At 54.9% G+C, this 18,548-nt stretch carries 20 protein-coding genes; 17 read left to right on the forward strand and 3 right to left on the reverse strand.

The genetic code is table 11. The annotated features are described in order from the left end of the window. Window positions 1-7: 7 nt before the first annotated feature. From ABID47_RS30715 to ABID47_RS30785, 15 genes are all read left to right on the forward strand, one after another. Window positions 8-1,489: a serine hydrolase domain-containing protein gene (locus tag ABID47_RS30715; protein WP_354502656.1), complete on the forward strand. Its 1,482-nt coding sequence runs from the start codon at window positions 8-10 to the stop codon at window positions 1,487-1,489. Continuing rightward, window positions 1,486-2,139 (forward strand): HAD family hydrolase, encoded by a 654-nt coding sequence (locus ABID47_RS30720; protein WP_354502658.1) that lies wholly within the window; start codon window positions 1,486-1,488, stop codon window positions 2,137-2,139. Before ABID47_RS30715 ends, ABID47_RS30720 begins: the two co-directional genes overlap by 4 nt. A gap of 290 nt (window positions 2,140-2,429) precedes the next feature. Beyond that, on the forward strand, window positions 2,430-3,284 hold the full coding sequence (locus tag ABID47_RS30725; protein WP_354502660.1) for an ABC transporter ATP-binding protein: 855 nt from the start codon (window positions 2,430-2,432) through the stop codon (window positions 3,282-3,284). A gap of 128 nt (window positions 3,285-3,412) precedes the next feature. Continuing rightward, window positions 3,413-4,003 (forward strand): histidine phosphatase family protein, encoded by a 591-nt coding sequence (locus ABID47_RS30730; protein ID WP_354502662.1) that lies wholly within the window; start codon window positions 3,413-3,415, stop codon window positions 4,001-4,003. Between the two features lie 161 nt (window positions 4,004-4,164). Further along, window positions 4,165-4,560 (forward strand): VOC family protein, encoded by a 396-nt coding sequence (locus ABID47_RS30735; RefSeq protein ID WP_354502664.1) that lies wholly within the window; start codon window positions 4,165-4,167, stop codon window positions 4,558-4,560. Between the two features lie 61 nt (window positions 4,561-4,621). Then, window positions 4,622-5,398 carry an aminoglycoside adenylyltransferase domain-containing protein gene (locus tag ABID47_RS30740; RefSeq protein WP_354502666.1) on the forward strand — a complete coding sequence of 259 codons (777 nt, stop codon included), beginning with the start codon at window positions 4,622-4,624 and terminating at the stop codon, window positions 5,396-5,398. A 174-nt stretch (window positions 5,399-5,572) separates the two neighbouring features. Continuing rightward, window positions 5,573-6,478, forward strand: coding sequence for a sugar phosphate isomerase/epimerase (locus tag ABID47_RS30745; protein WP_354502668.1), 906 nt, complete (start codon window positions 5,573-5,575; stop codon window positions 6,476-6,478). A gap of 32 nt (window positions 6,479-6,510) precedes the next feature. Beyond that, complete coding sequence (locus ABID47_RS30750) at window positions 6,511-7,107, forward strand: HAD family hydrolase (protein WP_354502670.1); 597 nt, start codon at window positions 6,511-6,513, stop codon at window positions 7,105-7,107. Window positions 7,108-7,123: 16 nt separating this feature from the next. Then, window positions 7,124-7,456, forward strand: a complete 333-nt coding sequence (locus tag ABID47_RS30755) for an HIT family protein (RefSeq protein WP_354502672.1) — start codon at window positions 7,124-7,126, stop codon at window positions 7,454-7,456. Between the two features lie 16 nt (window positions 7,457-7,472). After that, entirely contained in the window at window positions 7,473-7,667 is a 195-nt protein-coding gene (locus ABID47_RS30760; protein WP_076173494.1) for a DUF4177 domain-containing protein, read from the forward strand. 68 nt (window positions 7,668-7,735) lie between these two features. Continuing rightward, the gene (locus ABID47_RS30765) at window positions 7,736-8,575 is read left to right on the forward strand and encodes an inositol monophosphatase family protein (RefSeq protein WP_354502674.1); all 840 of its coding nucleotides are present in this window, start codon (window positions 7,736-7,738) and stop codon (window positions 8,573-8,575) included. 71 nt (window positions 8,576-8,646) lie between these two features. Then, window positions 8,647-8,958 (forward strand): hypothetical protein, encoded by a 312-nt coding sequence (locus tag ABID47_RS30770; protein ID WP_354502676.1) that lies wholly within the window; start codon window positions 8,647-8,649, stop codon window positions 8,956-8,958. Between the two features lie 55 nt (window positions 8,959-9,013). Continuing rightward, window positions 9,014-9,895 (forward strand): serine/threonine-protein kinase, encoded by an 882-nt coding sequence (locus tag ABID47_RS30775; protein WP_354502678.1) that lies wholly within the window; start codon window positions 9,014-9,016, stop codon window positions 9,893-9,895. 177 nt (window positions 9,896-10,072) lie between these two features. After that, entirely contained in the window at window positions 10,073-10,771 is a 699-nt protein-coding gene (locus ABID47_RS30780; RefSeq protein WP_354502680.1) for a YjjG family noncanonical pyrimidine nucleotidase, read from the forward strand. A gap of 210 nt (window positions 10,772-10,981) precedes the next feature. Then, window positions 10,982-11,509: a hypothetical protein gene (locus tag ABID47_RS30785; RefSeq protein ID WP_089545691.1), complete on the forward strand. Its 528-nt coding sequence runs from the start codon at window positions 10,982-10,984 to the stop codon at window positions 11,507-11,509. 100 nt (window positions 11,510-11,609) lie between these two features. On the opposite strand, the gene ABID47_RS30790 is transcribed toward ABID47_RS30785, so the two are convergent. From ABID47_RS30790 to ABID47_RS30800, 3 genes are all read right to left on the reverse strand, one after another. Next, entirely contained in the window at window positions 11,610-12,374 is a 765-nt protein-coding gene (locus tag ABID47_RS30790; RefSeq protein ID WP_354502682.1) for an SDR family oxidoreductase, read from the reverse strand. 184 nt (window positions 12,375-12,558) lie between these two features. Beyond that, a complete protein-coding gene (gene cysK / locus ABID47_RS30795) occupies window positions 12,559-13,482 on the reverse strand; it encodes a cysteine synthase A (protein WP_354502684.1) in 924 nt (307 codons plus the stop codon). Between the two features lie 144 nt (window positions 13,483-13,626). Next, window positions 13,627-14,364 carry a YwaF family protein gene (locus tag ABID47_RS30800; protein WP_354502686.1) on the reverse strand — a complete coding sequence of 246 codons (738 nt, stop codon included), beginning with the start codon at window positions 14,362-14,364 and terminating at the stop codon, window positions 13,627-13,629. A gap of 178 nt (window positions 14,365-14,542) precedes the next feature. Here ABID47_RS30800 and ABID47_RS30805 point away from each other — a divergent pair, with 178 nt between their 5' ends. Together ABID47_RS30805 and ABID47_RS30810 are read left to right on the forward strand one after the other, a co-directional pair. Then, a complete protein-coding gene (locus tag ABID47_RS30805) occupies window positions 14,543-15,430 on the forward strand; it encodes a DUF72 domain-containing protein (protein WP_354502688.1) in 888 nt (295 codons plus the stop codon). A gap of 249 nt (window positions 15,431-15,679) precedes the next feature. After that, window positions 15,680-18,547, forward strand: a complete 2,868-nt coding sequence (locus tag ABID47_RS30810) for a 2-oxoglutarate dehydrogenase E1 component (RefSeq protein WP_354502690.1) — start codon at window positions 15,680-15,682, stop codon at window positions 18,545-18,547. Window position 18,548 lies beyond the last annotated feature (1 nt).

The following is an 18,548-nucleotide window of genomic DNA, read 5'->3' on the forward strand; positions in this document are numbered from 1 at the left end:
TGTACGATTGGGATTGGAACTGGAAACCTCACAGCCGGAAAGCCATGGCCTGTCGTCCGGGGATGTACTTCGGTTCTTAGAACGGATCGAGGAACTGGAGCTTCAGGTCAACCGTTTGATGCTGCTTCAGAATGGAAAAGTTACGGCCCGTTTCAACCGTCAGCCGTATCGGGAAGAGGCACCCACGTTATTATTTTCGCTCAGCAAGAGCTTCACTTCCATTGCGGCGGGAATTGCCAGGGACGAAGGATATATCCGGCTGACGGATCCGGTCGTTTCGTATTTTCCCGATAAGCTTGCCGGTGACGTCCCGTCCTACTTATCCCAGATGACCATCCACCATCTGCTTTCGATGAATACAGGACATCATGACAACATCTACGGCCGGGTGATGGAATCCGGGCCAGACTGGGCCCAAACGTTCTTATCCTTGGCGCCGGAGCATCCGCCGGGAAGCCATTACGTGTACAACACCCATGCGACCTATATGGTTGCCGCCATTCTGGAAAGAGCGACCGGCATGAGCCTCGTCGAATATGTAAAACCGAGATTGTTCGAGCCGCTTGGAATTGGCTTGGTGGATTGGGAGACCTGCCCGATGGGAGTGGCCGCAGGCGGCATGGGGCTGAGCATTCCCATCGATGGCGTGGCGAAGTTCGGTCAGATGCTGCTGAACGAGGGCGTGTATGGCGGCCGGAGAATCGTATCGGCGGAATACATCCGGTTAGCCACCACGGAGCAGAGCGATAACCGCCGCAATGAGACGAGGGCCGATTTTTCGGAAGGGTATGGCTACCAATTTTTCCGGTGCCGGCAGGGATGTTATATGGGAAACGGCGGGTTCGGGCAGCTCTGCTTTGTTGCTCCGAAGCACGGCATTGTCATTGCAGCCTCTTCCGGCATGAGCCATATGAAAAAGCAGCTGCCGCTGCTGCTGGACCTTATCTATGAGCATATTGTGGACCGGGTAGACCGATCGCAACAAGTCAGCTCCGAAGCGTACCCGCTGCTTCTGCGGCGGATCGCGCGAATGCAGGAAGACGCTGAGCACCGGGTACCTTCTGCTTTGTCTCCTATGCCGGATGATTGGGCAGGGCACTACCGTGTCCAGGCTCCAGAGCCAGGCGGCGTTGCCGAGATTACGGTGTGCAGCCTAGATGAGCGGTCCGAGCTTCGGATCCGTTATGCCGATGGCAGCCGGCGCGAACTTCCCTTTGATTTGACGAAGAGGGTAAGCACCAAAGACATCTTCCGGAAGGATCTGGCCATGCATCGGCAGGAAGCCGTCATTTCGGCCAGGTTGACCGAGGATCTGCAGCTCGAGCTAACCGTGATGTACATCGAGACACCCTATAGGGTCACGCTAATCCTAACGTTCGCGGAGGGGCAGGTTGAGCTCGTGGAGGAGGTCAACGTCTCTTTTGACAAGAAGACGACCCGGGTCACGGCTGTAAAGCAGGAACAGCTGGCGGAAAGGAGCGGGGCATGATCAAGGGCGTGCTGTTTGACCTGGACGGCACACTGCTGGACCGGGATACCTCGCTGCTGCGCTTTACGGAGGATCAATATGAACGGTTTCCGGAGCTTCAACGTGTGGACCGGGATCAATATATCCGCCGTTTTGTAGAGCTGGATGCGCGGGGGTACGTCTGGAAGGACAAAGTTTATGAACAGCTTGTGCGGGAAATGGACTTGGAGTTGTCCTGGGAGCGCCTTCTGGAGGACTATATCGCGGGTTTTCGCCTTCACTGCATAGGTTATCCGCATCTTCGGGAAATGCTGACTGCTCTCAAGCGCCAAGGAATGAAGCTCGGGATCATTTCCAACGGCTTCGGCGAGTTTCAATGGGGCAGCATTCAAGGGCTCGGCATTGGTGATGATTTTGACGCCATTCTCATTTCCGAGCTGGAAGGGCTCCGCAAGCCGGACCCGGCTATTTTCCGTAGGGCTTTGGACAGGCTGGAGCTCCAGCCGGAGGAGGCTGTGTTTATCGGGGATCATCCTGTTAACGATGTCGAGGCCAGCCGGAAGGTCGGGATGAAGGCGGTATGGATGAAGGCGGCTGCCGGAGACACGAGCTGTGAGACGGATTATTCGATCAACGACTTAATGGAGCTGGCGGACATTTTGAGTAGTTAAGCAGGACGCAATATTTGGACAATGGGACCATGAGTTCCATTGTCTTTTTTTCGTGAGATCAGACGGAGAAAAGGGAAAAAACACTTTACAATGAAATTGAGAATCATTATCATAATAAGTGTGTATACATACACATAAATTGAACTTTTCCACGCATAATGTGTCAACAAAGGCAATCATGCGTTAGACGATACGGCATTTTCGACAACGTTGAACATAGCATAAGGCACCCTGCATGCGGAGCGGCGAACCCGCCGCGAAATACAATCCCTAAAAAAGGATGATACGGTATGGTACAAAACACATTGGCTTGGCCGGAGCAAGAGATCGCCACGGAGGATAAAGCGCAGCTCCAGTCGAGGCTCGGCACCGAGCAGCTGAACATCGGATACGCCGATACGCTCATTGTCAACAATTTGAACCTGAGCATTCCGGCGGGTAAAATTACGGCTTTGGTCGGCTCCAACGGCTCCGGCAAATCGACGATTCTCAAAACGATGGCCCGCTTGATGAAGCCATCCTCCGGAGCGGTGCTGCTCGACGGCAAATCGATTCACAGCCAGCCGACCAAGGACGTAGCGAAGCAGCTCGCGATCCTGCCGCAAACCCCCACGGCCCCGGATGGGCTGACCGTAACCGAGCTGATCGGCTTCGGCCGTTCGCCGCATCAGCGGGGATTTGGCAGCATCAGCGCGCAGGACCGTGAGGTTATCGAGTGGGCCATTGACGTTACGGGGCTTGGGGCCTTCAGAGACCGGGCGATCGACCAGTTGTCCGGCGGACAGCGTCAGCGTGCATGGATCGCCATGGCGCTGGCCCAGCAGACGGATATTCTGTTCCTCGACGAGCCTACGACCTTCCTGGATATGGCGCATCAGCTGGAAGTGCTTCAGCTGCTGCAGAAGCTGAATGAGGAAGAGGGCCGCACGATCGTCATGGTCGTTCACGACCTGAACCATGCCACACGGTATGCGCAGCATATGGTGGCGATCAAATCAGGCACAGTCGTGGCGGAGGGAACACCCGGTGAAGTCATGACCCGGGAAGTGCTGCGGGAGGTCTTCGCTATTGAAGCCGACATCCTCGTCGACCCCCGGACGGGAGTCCCGCTGTGTCTGCCATACGAGCTGGCGAGAAGAGCTTGAACCGTTATTATCTTCATATAAGCACCCGTGAAACTTTCAGATATGTCAGCGGCAGGATCGCTGGTATGATGGAGTTGAAGCGGGTGCTTTTCTCTTTTAACCCAATAAAATGGAAAGGTTGCTGGTTCATGACTGCGAATTCAGTACATCACCTGAAGCGGAGCACGTTTCTTTATTTTGTCCGGCATGCCGAATCGCCTTATGAGGAAGGCAGGGAACGAACACGGGGACTGTCCCGTCAGGGGCTGGCAGACGCGCTTGCGGTCAAGGACAGACTGCTGGGCGAAGGCATTGACCTGTACATTTCCAGTCCCTACGAGCGAGCCGTGCGAACGATTCGGGATGCGGCCGACTCCGCGGGCAGGGAAATCATCATAGAAGAAGATTTGAGGGAACGGGAAATCGGGCAGATCGGGCGCCTATCGTTTCAAGAAGCGAAGCAAAAGGTATACGGCGATACCGCTTTTGCTTTTCCGGGGGGAGAGTCGAGCATGGAGGCGCGGCATAGAGCGGCCCAGGTGGTCCGGAAACTGCTGGATGAGCATGCCGGAAAGCGGATTGTCATTGGGACTCACGGCGATATTATGACGTTGATGCTGGGCGAATTTGACCCGCGGTTCGATTACGCCTTCTGGGAATCCACTTCCATGCCGGATATTTACAAGACGGAATGGGAGGGAGAGACCCTGCGGCAGGTGACGAGGATGTGGAAAGAGTAGGAAATCATATGTATCATTGTTAAAATTTGTGATAGACTGAAAGCGCTGTATCTTCCAGTTTCATAGGGCAACCCTTCGAGCTCATCCATTGGCCTTGCGGCCAATCCAGGAAGAGGTTGAGCGTACGAAGGAGAATCGACCATTCGGAGGATGATGTTCATTTGAGTAAAGTTCACTTTTCGGTTCAGGTTCGATTGGTTTCGGATTTAGAGAGGTCCAAGCGCTATTATGCGGATGTGCTCGGCTGTGACGTGTCGGACGTTTGGGCGGTAAGGGATGATTTTGCCCTCGGCTTCAAATTGATTCAGGCGGCAAAGGCGGAAGATGTCCGTCCCAACCCTTCCGGGAACAACAAGAAGGTTCCATGGGACACTTACGCATATGTCGAAACGCATGAAGAACTGGATCAATTGTATGAGCATTTCAAAGCTAGAGGAGCGCAGTTCATTCAGGAGCCGGTGCTGGAACATCAGGGATGGGGGGACTGGAAAGACTTCGTGCTGGTCGATCCGGATCGGTATGCGATTGCTTTCGGATCAGGCAAAAAGGGGTCATAGTGCCGAAATGACAGCTGTTCCCGGTAAGGGGGCAGCCATTTTTCTATATTGGAGGATAGTTATGAATACGCAGCAGGTGCTGGATCGTTTGACACAGCTTTTTATTACCGAGCTCGGAGCACCGTTGACCGGCTTATATCTGCACGGTTCGCTGGCGATGGGGTGTTACCGTGAAGACCGGAGCGATATCGATCTCCTGGCGGTCATTGAAGAGAAGCTCGACTCCGAGGTTTGGACTCGGCTCGCCCGAGGCCTTCTTGAGCTTCACGGGCAGATGCCGGGGCACCGCGGGATGGAAGTCAGCGTCATCCTCAGGCAGTACGCCGGGGAGCCGCTGCACCCAACACCGTTTGAATTCCATTATTCGGAGGCGCACCGGGAACGGTATGAGTCTGATGCGCAGTATGTATGCGGCGGTTATGAAGACCCTGATCTTGCGGCCCATATGATGGTCATTTACCACCGTGGGATAACGCTGTATGGGGAGCCCGCACAGTCCGTGTTCAGGCCGGAGAAAGAGATGTACATCCGGTCGATCTGGTCTGATGTGGAGCATGCCGTGGAGCAGATCGCCGAGGCGCCGGTGTATTACACGCTTAATCTGTGCAGAATTTTGCAATTTTTGCGGGAAGGCAAAGTTTCCTCCAAAAAGGAAGGCGGCGAATGGGGGCTCGCGGCCCTTCCGCCTGCGTATGAGCCGCTCCTGCGCCAGTGTCTTCTACAGTATGGAGGACAGACGGATGAAGTGAGCGTGGAACCCCGGATGCTTCAGGCTTTTGCCCGGGATATGCTGAACGCGATTAAGCAGCGGATGACGGAGGAGGGGATTCGTCCCTGATCATCCGATCGTGGGCACATTTACGCACTTGCTCCCATCATCCATTTCAATTTGTTATTGATAGATTCATAGGCTTTCTTGCAGGCCGGTTTTCAATGAATACTGGACGGAACGTGGAAGTAATGGTTAAATTTTCATATGAATGGTTCACACCCCGCTGCCGGAGGGATGACGATGAAGCGATTTTTGATCGGGCAATACGGCTCGTTTGACGAGCAAAAGATGGAGTGCGATTTCAGAGACGGCTTTTACGGAATCGAGGCCTGTCTGTTTGAAAATGAATCGGACACGCAGAAGCTCTTGAGCGCCTCCAGAGTGCGGGACTTCCGCATCGGCGTTCATTTTCCCCTTCGTGCGGGGAAGTCGCTGCTTCGGGACGCCTTATTTTTGGATGCGGACAAACATGTCCGTGATGAAGCGCTCCGGCTGATCCGAAACGAGCTCGACTATTTAAGGAACGTACGGCCGGATTACGTGTTGTTCCATTATCCGAAGCCCGTTATCCTGGATGACCGGGTGAACTGGGACAAATGGCATTTTTCCGATAGAACGGAGTATGTCTATGATAGCGATTATTCGCTTGAATTGTTTGCGGAGCGCAGCGATCAGCTTTTTGCCTGGCTTAGCGCCGCTTCCCGAGAATACGGCTTCACGCCGGTTTTGGAATTCGATGCGCTGAATTCTTATATTTATGAGCATGACGTGCTGGAAGCGCTGCTGAAGAAGTACCCGGACATCCGGCTGTGCCTGGATACGGGAAGGCTGTTTTTGCAGCAGAACGTGGACCCTTCTTTTCAAGCCCTGCCGGTCATCCGCAAATATGCGAAGTATGCGGAGGTTATCCACCTGTGGAATCTTCAGTACACGAAATCGTCCGTCAAGCTGCGCTACCCGGTGCTGCCGGAACAGCGTCCGGAGGACGGATGGGCCCCGATCGTAGATTATTTAACCGTTATCCGCGAGGAAAACCCGCAGGTCAAAATTCAGTTCGAGCACCGCTCCGACCTGGTCAGCCATGAGGATCTGCAGCGCTGTTATGAATGGGTAGACGAATGTTTGCGCAGCACCAATCCCGGCTGATGATGACTGGAAGCTTGGAAGGGGAGGAGCCGATGAACAGACCCCAGCTTATTTTGGATGTCGCAGGTGTCATTGCAACGAACCTCTCGCCTGGATTTTGGGAAGAGGCTGCTGCCATGGCCGGAAGCACGACCTATCGTCAGTTAAAAGACAGCTTCAGTCGGGAAATTCGCGAGTCGTTCTGGACAGGCGGCATCACCATTGAGCAGTTTAGGGACTGGCTTGCCGGGCATGGACCAGATCTGAGCATGGAACGGCTTAGCGCGCTGGCAATGAGGTATTTACAACCCCTCCCCGCTTTGGGGCGTATTGCCACATGGAGCAGGGACGCGGATATCCACCTGCTGAGCAACCACCGGGAGGAATGGCTGAGCGGGCTGCTGACACCCGTCAAGGAGCAGGTGAAGAGCCTTACCATATCCAGCAGAGCAGGGTATTGCAAGCCGGATCCCCGCATTTATCAGCTCGTATGCGAGCAGCTCGACGATGGGGGAGGACCCAGCATTTATGTAGACGATCAGGAGAAAAATTTGATCCCTGCCAAGGCATTGGGCTGGCATACGGTAATCGCGGATCCCGAAGGCTGCTGGATGGAGGAAGTTTCGCAGCTGCTGAAGCAGCTGCGATAAGGAAAGGGTGAGCGGCGTGTCGAACGATTTTTATTGCGACGAGGTGCTAAACGGCAAAACGCAGGTCAACCGCGTGTATGAGACGGATCGGGTGCTCGCTTATCATCATACGCGCCCTTATTATGAGCATCATGTTGTGGTAATCCCGAAGATTCATGTAGGATCGCTGATATCCGGAGAAGAGGAGAATACCGAACAGCTGCTGATCGAGGTTTTAAGGGTAATTAAGAAGGTCGCCTCGGACATGGTGCGGCAGACGGGAGCAGCCAAGGTCGTAACTAACTTAGGAGACTACCAGGAATCCAAACATATGCATTGGCATGTTGTGAGCGGCCAAACGATACGATGAAAGGAAGCGTAAAATGATGGAACAATGGTCTTACAAGACAGTGAAGTATAAGACAGGAGGCTTTTTGGGGGGCAAGGTGGACGAGGAGGAATTTGAGGATTTGCTGAACAGCTATGGCTACGAGGGCTGGGAGCTGGTATCGTGCTTTGACACGAGCGTATCCCAGGGACAGTCGCGGGACGTCATCGCCATTTTCAAACGGAAAGTATAATGCTTGACATTAAACCCTGACGCACAGGGTTTTTTCTTTCTTGAAGGTGCGAAGGCGGGCGCAGCAATATGAACACTAGGCAAAAGGAGTGGATGGTACATATGGATCAACGGATCATTGAAGAGGCGAAGCAGCTGGCGGTCGCCGCAGCCAAGGAAGCGGGAGCAATCGCGAAGGCGTATTTTGACAAGCTGGAAAAGGTTGACCAAAAAGGGGATAACGGCGACCTCGTCACGGTGGTGGACCATTTGGCCGAGGAGCGGATCCTGGAGCATATCCGCAGCAATTTCCCGGATCACCGGATCCGGGCCGAGGAATCGGGAGATCATGGCCAGCGCAGCGACTGGCTGTGGCTGGTAGACCCTTTGGACGGAACGAACAACTATGCGATCGGCCTGCCTGCGTTCTCCTGCTCGATTACACTGATGCACCAAGGGAAGCCGGTCGTGGCGGTGGTTTACGAACCGATGATTGACCGGCTGTTCGTGTCCACCCGTAACGGTGGAACTACCTGCAATGGACTGCCCGTAACGAACGGGCCTGCACCAGCGTTCAATAAAGCAACGGTCGCCTGGATTCAGGGGCATGTGGTAGGCAGCGATGACCGCGCCACTCGGCTAAGAAACCATATCGACCTGCATACGAAGCGGATGATGCGGCTGTGGGCGCCGACCTTGCAGTGGTGCATGCTGGCGAGAGGGAACATCGATGCCATCATTTTGTATAACTCCGAAGGGGAGGATCTCTATTCCGGCGTTCTGATCGCGAAGGAAGCGGGGATGCTGGTCATGGACTTTGAAGGAAAACCATTTGACGCCATGACGGAAGAGCCTTACCTGATCGCTTGTCATCCTGAGAATCGGGATTACTTTTTGAATATGGTATTGGAAGGATTGGGCGCCCGTTAGAAGCTTGCCGCAGCGGCAGTTAGCAGCCCCAAGGTGACGCATACTGAACCGGCGGTAGAAGGGAGTGGGCAATGGTTTATTTTATCATGGGAATCGTCGTGTTTCTTGCCGGGGGGCTGATCGCAACCTGGGTGTTGGGCCCTTGGGGGACCGTTCTGACCCTTCTGGTTATGGTCGGCCTGCTGAGCTATTTGTACGGCATGGTGGAAGACTTGAGGGCAAGGGTGAGCTTTTTGGAAAGGAAGCTGGGCGTGTCGGAAGAGGATGATTACCAGATGAGCGACGAGGACATTGAAGCGGAGCTCGAACGGGAGCTGGCCGAGGAACCTGGCAGTGCGGAAGAAGCGGAAAAGGGACGCAATCCTACCCAGAGGGAGGAATAACGGGCATGACGCCAAGGACGATTAGCCCAGACAACCATAAAAAGGAGTTGAACGGATGAATCAACCGCTTACGATCAAGATCGATGAAGTAACATTTCAATTGAAAAAGCCGCATCCGCTGGAATGGCTGCCCGCCTGGGGCAAAGTGTTTGCGGTGTTTGACAAGCAGGACTCCGGCAACCTTTCGTTTGGCGTGGAAAAGGATGGGGTCAGACGGTTCATCAAGTACGCCGGAGCGGCTACCACGGAGTTCGAGGGGGAACCGGCGGACGCCATCCTGCGTTTGAAGCAGGCTGTTCAAGTTTACGAAGATTTAGATCATCCCAGCTTGGTGCGGCTGCTGAGCCATTTTGAAGCCGGAACCGGCTACGCCGCCGTATTCGAATGGTTTGACGGGGAGTCGCTGCATCCTCATTGGTCATTTCCGCCTCCGGCTAAATATGAAGACCCGAGGTCTCCTTTTTATCGATACCGCAGACTGCCGCTGAAGAAGCGGCTGGCGTCCTACAGAGCTATTCTTGATTTTCATGTCCACGTCGAGGAAAAAGGGTACATAGCGGTTGATTTCTATGACGGAAGCGTTCTTTACGATTTTGCCACTGACACGACGAAAATCTGCGATATCGACCTGTACCAGAAAGCTCCTTTTGAGAACCGGATGGGCAGGTTGTGGGGATCGTCCCGCTTTATGTCCCCCGAGGAGTTTCGATACGGCGCTGCGATTGACGGCGTGACTAATGTGTATAATATGGGGGCGACAGCCTTTTTCATCTTTGGCGGGGAGCTGGACCGTTCCTATGACCAATGGGATGCCGGCAGGTCCCTGTATGACATTGCGCTTAAGGCGGTACATGCCGATCGGGCCGGGCGGTACGCCTCTGTGGCCGACTTCGCGTCTGCCTGGGATAAGGCTCTCCAAGAGCCAGATGGCGGCTGATGCCGAAAGCGAATCACTCATTCGTTTTGGTTTGGGTCGCGGACATGGACACAAGCAGGCGTTTTTGGCGGCATGGTACAATAGAAACGCACAAACCAACCGAGTGATGCCTTTGCATGACTTTGATTGAGGCACGCTGACGCCGTTTATATCACTTTACTGAAAGAAGGGTACATCTTGTCTTACGAATGGATTTTGTTTGATGCCGATGAAACGCTGTTCGATTTTAAAATGTCAGAGAGCCACGCGCTGAACCAGCTGCTCACCAGCTGCAGCTTGGACGCGAATGATACGGAAATAACGGGCTGCTATAAAAGGATCAATGAGGAGCTCTGGCACGAATTTGAGCAGGGACGGATCAGCTCGGCGGAGCTCCGGGTCGAGCGCTTTCGCCGATTCGGCCGCGAGCAGGGGCTGAGCGACGACGCCGAGGAATTGAGCAGACGTTACCTGGGATCGCTCGCCGAAGGCGCGTTTATTTTGGCGGGTGCGCTGGATATCTGTCTCTATCTTAAGGAGCACGGTTACAAAATGGCCATCATCACGAACGGCATTAAAGAGGTGCAGTTCGGACGGATCGGCCGCTCCGACCTGAAGGACTTTTTCGAGGCGGTCATCGTCTCCGAGGATACGGGATTCCAGAAGCCGCAGGCGGGCATTTTCGAGCATGCCTTCCGGGTGATTCAGGAGGACCGCAAGGATAAAATGCTGATGGTCGGCGATTCCCTCACCTCTGACATTCAGGGCGGCAACAATATCGGCATCAATACGTGCTGGTACAATCCGAACCGCCTGCCCAACGAAACCGGCATCGTCCCGACTTATGAGATCCACGATCTGGCGGAGATCAAGGACATTTTGGAGATGAAGGGCTGACCGGGCTTGTCGGGTCTGCCATTCACGAAAGCGCTTGAAGAATTTACAACAATTTGACTCGGCTGTAACGAATTTGTGACGATTTGGGTCCCGGCTGTGGCTTACAATAAAGTTACATCACAGAGCCCTCTCGCAGCGTTTGAAAACAATCCCGCAGGGTAATGGTTGATATGGATAGAAATCATGATTCCATAAAGGAGATATTTTCAAATGAAAAAAAAGATGACCGTATTCGCTTCCCTGATGATCGTTTTTCTGCTGGGGCTGGTAGTGACTTCAACGAGTGCAGTCGGGTCTGATAACGAATATAAGCCGGTTCCGCAAACCGAGGACACGGTGACGGCGATGCTGTCGACCATCGGGAACAAGAACGGCCACCTCTACGTGACGGTGGATCCGATCGAATGGTACGAGGGCGCGGCGGCGGACAAGAAGTTCCTTGAACGGGAGCCGGATGCCGAAGAACTGGGCGGCGCTCCTGACGGGTATTACATCGTCAACGACGATGAGACGCTGGAGACGTACGAAATCGCTCCGGATGCTGAAGTGCTGATGCAGCTGTATGATCACGACGGAACCTATGAAGGAATGAACATTCAGTGGAACGAACCGGTCAGCTTGAACAAATTTTTGGCGATTTACCATAACGACAAGCTGCTGGACATCCGCTCTTTTCCGTTTCATTTGACGGTGAAGGACGGCAAAGTCGTCAAAGTGGTGCAGCAGTATATTCCATAAATCTCGGGTAAAAGAAAATCCAGTGCCGCCGAGGGCACTGGATTTTTTGCTTGTAATGGCAGTCTGCAGGGCAGCCGGACGCGAGGCACGGCAAGCCCCGTTACAGATGCGTTCCGCCGCTGGCGTCCAATAGCTGGCCCGTGATCCAGCGGCTGTCGTCCGAAGCCAGAAAGGCGGCGATATCGGCGACATCTTCCGGCTGTCCCCACCGCTTGAAGATCGAGAAGTTCGCGCCAAACTCGCGGCCTTCCGGCGTCTGCAGCGTCTCGGCATTCATCTCGGTCTCCACGAATCCCGGCATGATCGCGTTGATCGTAATGCCGCGGGAGCCAAGCTGAGTCGAGAGATTCAGGGTCAGCGTATTGATCGCCCCTTTGGACATGCTGTAGGCGGGAATCACCGGCAGCGAGATCCGGGTCGTCGCGGAGGAGATGTTGATGATCCGCCCGCCGTCCCGCAGCCGCGGCAGTGCTTGCTGAATAACGAAAAACGGTGCTTTGACGTTCACGTTCATCACCTCATCGAAGGCTTCCTCCGTTGTCGCCTCGATGGGAAGGGAAAGTCCGATGCCCGCATTGTTCACAAGGATGTCCAGGCCGGGGCTGCCTGTTTGATTCTGCAAAAGGCCATCCAGGGCTTCATACATCTCCGGGATGCCGCGAACGGATCTGAAGTCCGCCCCGAGGAGCAGCGCCGTTCCGCCCTGCTGTTCGATCTCGCGGGCGACCGCCTCGGCGGCGGAGCGGTTTTGTCCATAATGGAGAACCACCAGCGCTCCTTCGGCGGCCAGGCGCAGCGCGATGGCCCGGCCAATGCCGCGGCTCGCTCCGGTAATCAGTGCCGTTTTTCCAGTCAATCTATTCATTCATTGTCAACTCCTCATCGGTTTAACAGGGCTGTGACCTGCTTGAGTCATTTATAGCATGAGAGGGATTTTGAGATGTTGCTCTCCCATTCGGGCATATGCCCGTCCCGTCCGATGAACAACACAAAAAAAGCATCAGCCGGGTATACAAACCGGTTGATGCCTTTCGATGATTTACGCACGACTAAAAGATGCCCATGCTCAGATACCGTTCTCCGGTATCCGGCGCAATGCACAGCACCCGTTTGCCGGGTCCCAGACGCCGGGCTACCTGCAGCGCGGTCCAGACGGAAGCGCCGGAGGAGGGGCCGACCAGGATGCCTTCTTCGGCGGCAAGCCTGCGCGTCGTTCCGATGGCATCTTCGTCGCTGACCTGAAAAATTTCGTCGTAGACGTCCGTGTTCAGGATCGGCGGGATGAATCCGGGGCTGGTGCCCACCAGCTTATGCGGTCCCGGCTGGCCTCCGGATAGCACGGGCGAGCCTTTCGGCTCGGCGACATAGATGCCGATGCCGGGGAGTCTCTCCTTCAGCACTTCGCCCGTGCCGGTAATGGTTCCGCCGGTGCCCGCCGTTGCGACGAAGGCATCCAGCCGCCCTTCCATCTGCTCCAGAATTTCCAGCGCCGTCGTACGGCGGTGGATATCCGGGTTAGCCCGGTTCTCGAACTGCTGGGGAATGAAGCTGCCTTCAATTTCCCGGTGCAGCTCCTGCGCCTTGCGAATGGCTCCTGGCATCCGCTCCGCTGCTGGCGTCAGCACCACTTCGGCTCCATAGGCCTTCAGCAGATTGATCCGCTCCTTGGTCATGTTGTCGGGCATCACCATAATAGCGCGGTATCCTTTGGCCGCCGCGTTCATCGCCAGCCCGATGCCGGTGTTTCCGCTCGTCGGCTCGATAATAGTCGAGCCCGGCTTCAGCAGGCCGTCCTGCTCCGCCTGCGCGATCAAATTATAAGCGGCCCGGTCCTTGACGCTTCCGCTAGGGTTGAAGTATTCGAGCTTCACGTACACGTCGGCATCCTGTTCTCCCGCCAAACGGCGGAGCTTGACCGCCGGGGTATCGCCGATGAGCTCGGTAATATTTTGCACAACTTTCGGTTCAGTCATGGGGTCCATCTCCTTGTCAGTTCATCAGCCGGTTCACAGCTTCTAAGCTTTCCGTTCATTATAGAACTTCGGCAGGGAGATCACAACGTAGATGCAGCGGAAGGGGATACCGGCGAGGGCAGCGTGAAAGGCTTTATGGCCGGCTTAATGAACGCTTTTGTCCCTGGCTTTGGCTGCCGCGGACGCTTTGGATATTTTCGCGGGCAGGACAAAGAACAGCAGCTGCATCAATGCGAAAATCAGCAGGGCGATTCCTTCCTCCGCCAGCAAATATAAGGGGTGCGGACCGAGAAAGTCCAGAATCGAAGCGGTCGGCGGCTTGTGCATCAGAAACATGTAGTTGGACCCCAGCATCCAGTTGATGACGCCAACTCCAAGTGCAAGAACGTTCAGAAAAATCATTGTCCAGCCGATAGATCTCCAGGTGGGCTGAAGCTTTTCGACCCAGGTCATGTACAGGGATGCCAGGATGATAAGCATATGGGCTGCGAAGAATTGAAAGAACCGGAAATGAGGGTAGGCAAAATCCAGGCTTGGGGTGATGAGGGCCTGAAGGGCGCCGCCGATCCCGGCGAAGAATAGGATTTGATAGAGGAAGCGGCTGCGGACGGCCAGCATGACGACCGAGAGCAGCAGCGTAATGCTGCACAGCTCGAGCGGCAGCGTGGACTTGATGTTCCAGTAGCCTTCTGTTATGTTCCATATGTCGAGTGCGATTTCGGAGGCGATCAGACAGGCGATGATCAAGTAACGGACCGCCAGTCTGGCCGGCACGCTGTCCTGAAGGCGGATTCTGCCCAGGAACAGCAGGATGCAGGCGAGCACGAAGACCGTCAGCGCAGCAAGGTGCGGGCCGGAAAACATGACGAACGAATGGCTCATACATTCATGCTCCTTTGCTACTAAAGATCGTAAAGCTGACGCATATCTCTTATCATATCCACTTTCTGGAATATCGCAAGATCTGAAGGACGTCTCCTTCAATCGGGTATAGGTATGGTAAGCGGATTTATACTTGGAAAATTATTGTTGGTCAATACTATGGATGGAGTCGATGGCTATGGATGAGACGATAACCCCCGCCGAGCGGGTTCGAATCGGACTTTCCGGCTGGGGGGATCATGACGACATTTACGAAAAGGGAACCAAGGCGGGAGAGAAGCTGGGGATGTACGGCAACGTGTTCCCCATCGTGGAGATGGACAACTCCTTCTATGCGACTCCCTCGCCGGAGCGTATGGAGAAATGGGCTGCCCAAACGCCGGATTCCTTCGGTTTTGTGGTGAAAGCCTATCAGGGAATGACCGGACACGCCCGGGGTAAAAGCCCTTATCCCGATTCCAGGACGATGTTTCAAGCGTTCCGGGAGTCTGTGGAGGTGCTGCGCCAGGCCGGCAAGCTGAGCGCCGTGCTGTTTCAGTATCCGCCGTGGTTCGACTGTGAGCGCAAGCATGTGGACATTCTGCGCCGGACCCGCGAGTGGATGGACGGATTTCCGCTGGCGTTGGAATTCCGTCATCAGAGCTGGTTTGCCGGGGAGATGAGGGAGAAGACGCTGGCCTTTATGAAGGAAGAAGGATGGATTCATACCGTCTGCGACGAGCCTCAGGCCGGAGAGGGATCGGTGCCGCTCGTTCTGGAAGCGACCCGTGAAGACGTGTCGCTTGTGCGGCTGCATGGCCGCAATACGGCGGGATGGCATTTCAGCGGTCAGCCCAATTGGCGGGAGGTCCGGTATTTATACAGGTACAGCGACAAGGAGCTTGAGGAATGGAAGGAGCATATCGGGAAGCTGCTGGAGAAAACCCGGGAATGCTGGGTCATTTTTAACAACAATTCGGGCGGGGATGCGGCGGACAATGCAATTCAGCTGATGGACATGCTCGGCATGAAGACCCCGGAGAAGCCTCCGGGACAGCTGTCGCTTTTTGGCGAAGGGGAGCTGTAAATATTGTCATATACGAGAATGGGTGACAAACTTGATCCATCTGTTTTTTAGATGATAACTATATTAAATGGTTATTTCAGGTCTGGCTCCGATTTGTTTATAATAGAAATTGAGCCGCTTACATTATCGTGAAATGGCTTACATTGCATTGATTGTTCAGATTTCCGTCCAAATATAGATTGAACAATGAAGCGGTTTATTCATTCTATATGACTATTAAAAAATCAAGGCGGAGGTATCACGTTAACGATGATAACCAATAAGAGAGACGAGCAAGCGCAGGGGGCTTGGGAATCGTATTACGGGCCCAATCTGGGGTACGTCCAGGAACAGTACGAACGTTATGTAAATGATCCGGAATCGGTGGACGAAACGTACCGTAAAGTGTTCCAGCTGTGGGGAGCGCCGCCGATGGCGTCTGCCGAGCTGGAGCCGGCTGCGGCACCGAAATCCGTCGCTTTGGATGGCAACCTGCTGAAGAAGGGCGTTGACGCAGGCAAGCTGGTGTGGAACATCCGCACTTATGGACACCTGGCGGCAGACATTGATCCGCTGGGCATTCTCACCAAAGCCGACACACGGGTGCTTGAGCCAGAGCAGTACGGGCTGAGCCAATCCGACCTGGAAGCATTTCCGGCTTCATTGATCTGGGACGGAGCTCCCGATAACGTGAGAACTGGCTGGGAAGCCATCCAGAAACTGCGTCAAACATATACAGGCACGATTGCTTATGAATTCAGCCACGTCCATGAAGTGGAGGAGCGCGTATGGCTTAACCGCCAGGTCGAGAACCAGTCTGTGGTTCCTTTGAACGCAGAGCAGAAAAAGGCGCTGCTCGAAAGACTGGTGGAAGTAGATCAATTCGAAGAGTTCCTTCACAAAACTTTTGTCGGGCAGAAGCGCTTCTCCATCGAAGGAACCGACACGATGGTTCCGATGCTGGATGAGCTTGTCCGCCACATGGTGGACGAAGGCGCGGAGCATATTTTGATGGGCATGGCTCACAGGGGCCGTCTGAACGTGCTGGCTCACGTGCTCGGCAAGCCTTACGATAAAATTTTCGCGGAATTCCATCACTCCCCGAACAAGAAGATGTTCCCTTCAGAAGGATCGATGGGCATCAATTTCGGCTGGACCGGAGACGTGAAATACCATCTGGGTGCGAACCGCACCGTTGAAGGCGGCGACGTCAAAGCCAAGATCACGCTCGCGAACAACCCGAGCCATCTGGAGTACGTTAATCCGGTGGTCGAGGGCTTTGCCCGCGCCGCCCAGGAGGACCGCACCGAGCCGGGATATCCGCAGCAGGACGTAAACAAAGCCGCGACGGTGCTGATTCATGGGGATTCCGCATTCCCGGGCGAAGGCATCGTGGCCGAGACCTTGAACTTCAACAAGCTGCCGGGCTTCCAGAACGGCGGAACGATTCATATTATTGCGAACAACAACATCGGCTTTACAACGGAGAGTAAAGACTCCCGTTCGACGCATTACGCAAGTGACCTGGCGAAAGGTTATGAAATTCCGATCGTTCACGTGAACGCCGACGATCCCGAAGCGTGCATCAACGCGATGCGCCTGGCCAGCGAATACCGCAACAAGTTCAAGAAGGACTTCCTGATTGACTTGGTCGGCTACCGCCGCTACGGCCACAACGAAACGGACGATCCGGATACGACCCAGCCGCTCGTATACCAGAAAGTGAAGACTCATCCGCGGGTTGCCGCCATTTATGCGGATATCCTGATCAAGGAAGGCGTGATCAGCAAGGAAGAATCCGCGCAGATCATCCAGCAGGTTCAGGAGCGTCTGAAGGCGGCATACGACCGGATTAAGGACAAGGAACAGGATCCGGCCAACTCGTATCACCAGACGCCAGCCGAAGAGCGGATCGCCAAGATCAAGACGGCCGTGCCGATTGGCAAGCTGCGCAAGATCAATAAGGATCTGCTGAGCCGTCCGGATGACTTCAACGTCTATCCTAAGCTGCAGCGTATTCTGGAGCGCCGGGAAACCGCGCTGAACGAAGGGGAGAAGGTGGATTGGGGTCTTGCAGAGACGCTGGCTTTCGCCTCGATCGTCGCGGACGGCAAGCCGATCCGGCTGACGGGTCAGGACGCCGAGCGGGCCACTTTTGCACACCGCAACCTGGTGCTGCATGATACGAAGAACGGCTCGACTTACTGCCCGATTCATCATCTGCCGGACGCCAAAGCATCCTTTGCAATTTACAACAGCCCGCTGTCCGAAGCAGCGGTGCTCGGATTCGAATACGGCTACAACGTGTACTCGCCGGAGACCTTGGTCATTTGGGAAGCCCAGTACGGTGACTTCTCCAACGTGGCTCAGGTGATCACCGACCAGTTCATTTCGGCCGGCCGCTCTAAATGGGGACAGAAATCGAGCCTTGTGATGCTCCTGCCTCACGGCTACGAAGGCGCCGGACCGGAGCACTCCAGTGCCCGTCTGGAACGGTTCCTGCAGCTCGGCGGGGAAGAGAACTTTACGGTAGCGAACGTTACGACGGCAGCCCAGTACTTCCACTTGCTGCGCCGTCAAGCGGCACTGACCGAAAGCGAAGATGCGCGTCCGCTGATCTTGATGTCGCCGAAGAGCCTGATCCGGAATGCCCGCGTGGCTTCCAGCCCGGCCGAATTCGCCGAAGGCACCTTCAAGCCTGTGCTGGAACAGCCGGGTCTGGGCGGACGTCCGGAGCGCGTTGAGCGCATCGTCCTGTGCAGCGGCAAGATTGCCGTTGAGCTGGAAGAGGCACTGGAGAAGAGCGGCGAGGCGAACGAATGGCTGCACATCCTCCGTGTGGAGCAGCTGTATCCGTTCCCTGAGAAGGAAGTCGCCGGCATTCTGGCCCGCTTTACGAACGTGAAGGAAATTTTGTGGGTACAGGAAGAGCCTGAGAACATGGGAGCATGGCGCTACATCGAGTCCAAGCTCCGCAAGGTGGCGCCGAAGGATACGCCGGTGAACTACAACGGCCGTCCGGAACGCTCCAGTACGGCGAGCGGCTTCCAACAAGTACACGCCTTCGAGCAGCAGCAAATCGTTGCGGCAGCATTAAATCAAAAATCCATTAAACATAACATCACTCTGGGGAGGTAGC

Source organism: Paenibacillus favisporus (assembly GCF_040545415.1).
Classification (GTDB): Bacteria; Bacillota; Bacilli; order Paenibacillales; family Paenibacillaceae; genus Paenibacillus_AQ; species Paenibacillus_AQ favisporus.

Coding starts and splice junctions, on each gene's coding strand:
- ABID47_RS30720 (WP_354502658.1), top strand. CDS start 1,486: ATGATCAAGGGCGTGCTGTTTGACCTGGACGGCACACTGCTGGACCGG.
- ABID47_RS30725 (WP_354502660.1), top strand. CDS start 2,430: ATGGTACAAAACACATTGGCTTGGCCGGAGCAAGAGATCGCCACGGAG.
- ABID47_RS30730 (WP_354502662.1), top strand. CDS start 3,413: ATGACTGCGAATTCAGTACATCACCTGAAGCGGAGCACGTTTCTTTAT.
- ABID47_RS30740 (WP_354502666.1), top strand. CDS start 4,622: ATGAATACGCAGCAGGTGCTGGATCGTTTGACACAGCTTTTTATTACC.
- ABID47_RS30745 (WP_354502668.1), top strand. CDS start 5,573: ATGAAGCGATTTTTGATCGGGCAATACGGCTCGTTTGACGAGCAAAAG.
- ABID47_RS30750 (WP_354502670.1), top strand. CDS start 6,511: ATGAACAGACCCCAGCTTATTTTGGATGTCGCAGGTGTCATTGCAACG.
- ABID47_RS30760 (WP_076173494.1), top strand. CDS start 7,473: ATGGAACAATGGTCTTACAAGACAGTGAAGTATAAGACAGGAGGCTTT.
- ABID47_RS30765 (WP_354502674.1), top strand. CDS start 7,736: ATGAACACTAGGCAAAAGGAGTGGATGGTACATATGGATCAACGGATC.
- ABID47_RS30770 (WP_354502676.1), top strand. CDS start 8,647: ATGGTTTATTTTATCATGGGAATCGTCGTGTTTCTTGCCGGGGGGCTG.
- ABID47_RS30775 (WP_354502678.1), top strand. CDS start 9,014: ATGAATCAACCGCTTACGATCAAGATCGATGAAGTAACATTTCAATTG.
- ABID47_RS30785 (WP_089545691.1), top strand. CDS start 10,982: ATGAAAAAAAAGATGACCGTATTCGCTTCCCTGATGATCGTTTTTCTG.
- ABID47_RS30790 (WP_354502682.1), bottom strand. CDS start 12,374: ATGAATAGATTGACTGGAAAAACGGCACTGATTACCGGAGCGAGCCGC.
- cysK (WP_354502684.1), bottom strand. CDS start 13,482: ATGACTGAACCGAAAGTTGTGCAAAATATTACCGAGCTCATCGGCGAT.
- ABID47_RS30800 (WP_354502686.1), bottom strand. CDS start 14,364: ATGAGCCATTCGTTCGTCATGTTTTCCGGCCCGCACCTTGCTGCGCTG.
- ABID47_RS30805 (WP_354502688.1), top strand. CDS start 14,543: ATGGATGAGACGATAACCCCCGCCGAGCGGGTTCGAATCGGACTTTCC.
- ABID47_RS30810 (WP_354502690.1), top strand. CDS start 15,680: ATGATAACCAATAAGAGAGACGAGCAAGCGCAGGGGGCTTGGGAATCG.